Consider the following 3,205-nt stretch of genomic DNA (forward strand, 5'->3'; position numbering starts at 1 on the left):
CTAATCCGACCTCCCACCTGGCTGCAGCCCCGCACCACCACCCGCCTGGCCGCACACCTACGCCGCACCGGAACCGTCCTCCTCTCCCACGGCCCATGGCCCGGCGGCGCCCAGCTACGCCTGGAGATCACCACGGCGGCCTGGTCCGGGCTTGGTGACGGGTACGGTCAGCTGTTGCATCGTCGGGTGACGGTGCGGGCGAGCGGGGGAGCGCGTCGCGCCCACGAACGGCCGAGCTGCTACTGCCGGACGAGAACGGCCGGGTCGGCGTTCCGGCGGCGGAGCCCGGAGCACTGCCGGTCCCCGACGGGGTCGCGGTGTAATCCCGCCGACGTCCGGCCTCCCGGCCCGACGCTTGTCTGACTACTGGCCGACAATGGCGTGCCGCAGTCCTCGCTCGACCTTGACCTGGCTTCCTTTAATCCCATGACGCATGACATCACTGCGGTATTTGGGCAGCAGCTCCCCGCCGCGCTGGCCGAAACCTTCGGCCGAGGACAAGACTGGCCTGAGAGTGTGCAGTGGGCCATCTCGTGGGCGCAGCCGCTGGTTTACAGCCTCACCGATGCCTCACAGGATGCCGTCCTCGATGCCGTTCTCGACGCAGCCGTCGACGGGCACCGCAAGCTCCACACCCCTGGCCGGCCGTTGTCCAGCCGACGCGAGGGCACCGTCAGCCAGTCACCGGTCGGTGGATCCAGGCTGACAGCGTAGCCGGTCACCCCGGAACAGGCGCCGAATCCTCGGGGCACTCGTGGGCGAATTCCACCGCGTGGGCGCTGTGGAGCGGCGGCGCATCCGGGGTTTCGCCAGTAGTGAAAGTGAAAGCGACCGTCACCCCCGGCAGGCCCGCAATATCGGTCTCGATGGTGAACTGCGGGAGGCTGTGAGTCTGCTCGACCCGCTGCCAGGGAACACCGGCGGCGGAGAAGGCGGCCGAGAGTTGCGGACAGGTGGGCGCGGCCTCGAAGGTGTGGAATTCACCGGGCCGGCCGGTGGGAATTCTGACACTCTCGTACCAGGTCCGGACGGAGACCCGGTTGATGATCCGGCACCGGCACACCTCGACCGACATGTCGCCGTACTGGAACCACTGCGGCCAGGGCTGGTCGTCCGAGATCCGGCCGGACTTCTCGGGCGGGCCGAGCACTGCGGTCACCTCCGGGAAGGAGGCCAGCGGACGCATTCCGGCGATCGACCCGGTTGCGCCGAATTCCGTCAGCACGGTCAACATGCTCAGCATCTCCATACGGTCATGATGCCACACCGGCATCACCCGATTTCCCGGAGGATCTGATTCACCGAAAGGCGGTGCGGCTTTCCGGCATCGGAAAGCCGCACCGCCCGGTCAGCCGATTACCCGGTGAATCCGGTCACAGCTTGCGCACCGCGTCGAGCAGTAGCTGAATCTCCACCGCGCGGTTGGTTCCGCAGCTCCAGTCCGCACCCCAGGTGCCCTTCTTCTTCCCCGGGGTGTTGAACTGCTTGATGGCGTCCGCTCCGACCCTGAGGATGTCGGACTGGTAGCCCTTGTTGGCCTTGATCTCCTCGATCGTGGCCTTGATCTCGGCGTCGGTGGCATCCCGCTTGGCCGGTCGGCCGACCTTGCCGACGATCTCGTCCGCGATGGTGAACAGGCTCACCTCGGCGCCGTTCTTGAGGTTGATGTGCATGCCCTTGGCGCAGAAGTCGTCGTGCAGGACGGCCACCCACTTGATGCCGCAGAACTTCGACTTCTTGGCCCTGGGCGCCATCGCCGACGCGTGCCGGGCACCGGCCCCGCCTGCGCTGAACGCGGCAGCACCTGCCGGGACGGCGGCAGCCGACGCCGTGTCGATCAGGCACTCGCCCGCCTTGGCCGCGTCCATCATCTGACGCAGTCGCTGCAGGGTGGCCTTGGCGCCCCTGACCTCCTCCAGGAACTTCGAGATCCCCTCGGTGATCCGGACGATGGCCCGGCTGACGGCCGGGATCTTGCCCGCGATCTCGATGAAGCTCGCGACGTTGACGGCCGTCCACAGGCAGCTCTCGATGTCGAACGAGGCGAAGCACTTCTTCGCGTCGGTGACACCGAGCACGTCGAGCAGGATCTGCCCGCCGTTCTCCTTGACCCAGTCGATGACGTCCTCGCCGGCCAGCTTCTGCGCCTGGTTGTACTGCTCGACGCAGTCGGCGCCGCAGTCGCCGCTGAGCGACGTCGTCTCGTCCGTGGTCAGGTCCGCCACCGGGGTGGGCGGCGAGGTGACCATGGCGGCGAGGGCGGCCTGCTGGTCCTTGCGCTCCTGGTCCTCGGCGCGCTGTGCCGCCTGGTCGGCCTGCTGGGCGCTGGACTGGGCGTTGGCGGCGGCCTGTTCGGCGGCGGTGGCCTGCTGGTCCGCCGTGGCGGCCGAGCTACGGGCGGTGGCCGCGTTGCCCTCGGCGGTGGTGGCCGCCGTACGGGCCGTGGCGGCGTCCTTCTCGGCGTCGGTGGCCGCCGCGCGGGCGGCCATGGCGTCGTTCTGGGCGCCGTTGGCCGCCAGCGCCGAGGTGAGGGCGTCGCTGTTGGCCTGCATGTCGTACTGGGTGGTGTTCGTCTCCGCTGTCCTGGTCGCGGCGGCGTCGCTCGCCGCCTGGGCGGCGAAGTCCCGTGCCCGTGCGACGGACTGGAATGCGGCCACCGTGTCGGCGGCGGCGTTGGCCGCGAGCTGCGCGGCGGCCTTGGCATCGGCCTGGGCCTTGTCGGCGGCGGCCTGCGCGGCCTTGGCCGCCCGCGCGGCCTCGTCGGCCCGGGCCTTCGCGGCGTCGGCCTGCTGCTGGGCGATGGTCTTGCTGTCCTGGCCGACCAGGACGGCGAGGCCCGCAGAGGAGTCGGTCTCCCGGAAGGGGGTGCCCAGGGCGACGGCACTGTTGCCGGCGTCGATCGCGGCGTTCGCCGCGTCCCGTGCCGCGCTCGCCGCCTGTGCGGAGGCGAACGCCTGCCCGGTGGCCCGGGCGCTGTCCGCCGCGGCGTGATCCGCCTCGATCTGGCCGATGGTCGCGGCCTTCCGGGCGGCGACCGCGTTGGCCGCCGCGACGTGCGCCTGCGCGTCGGCGTTCTTGACGTTCTGCGCGGCCTGCTCGGAGGCGGCTATCGCGTCGGCGGCCGCCGCGTGCGCGGTAACCGGCCGCCCACATCGCGCCGTCGTCCAGCTTCGCCTGGTCGCTGAACCCGAGCGTCGCACCGGGC

Annotated in this window: 2 protein-coding genes and 1 pseudogene; 1 reads left to right on the forward strand and 2 read right to left on the reverse strand. The window is 70.5% G+C overall.

Annotation, left to right across the window (positions count from 1 at the left end; all coding sequences use genetic code 11):
- The first annotated feature begins 426 nt into the window (after positions 1–426).
- Positions 427–714, forward strand: coding sequence for a hypothetical protein (locus ACWDAK_RS40870; protein ID WP_427395827.1), 288 nt, complete (start codon positions 427–429; stop codon positions 712–714).
- A 4-nt stretch (positions 715–718) separates the two neighbouring features.
- On the opposite strand, the gene ACWDAK_RS40875 is transcribed toward ACWDAK_RS40870, so the two are convergent.
- Together ACWDAK_RS40875 and ACWDAK_RS40880 are read right to left on the reverse strand one after the other, a co-directional pair.
- On the reverse strand, positions 719–1,249 hold the full coding sequence (locus tag ACWDAK_RS40875) for a hypothetical protein (protein ID WP_449806586.1): 531 nt from the start codon (positions 1,247–1,249) through the stop codon (positions 719–721).
- A 124-nt stretch (positions 1,250–1,373) separates the two neighbouring features.
- Positions 1,374–3,205, reverse strand: a pseudogene (locus tag ACWDAK_RS40880) (hypothetical protein); the annotation flags it as partial.

It is taken from the genome of Kitasatospora sp. NPDC001175 (genome assembly GCF_053598215.1).

What these genes read in the sequence shown, in the direction of transcription:
- ACWDAK_RS40875 (WP_449806586.1), bottom strand. Translation starts at nt 1,249, where the DNA reads ATGGAGATGCTGAGCATGTTGACCGTGCTGACGGAATTCGGCGCAACC.
- ACWDAK_RS40870 (WP_427395827.1), top strand. Translation starts at nt 427, where the DNA reads ATGACGCATGACATCACTGCGGTATTTGGGCAGCAGCTCCCCGCCGCG.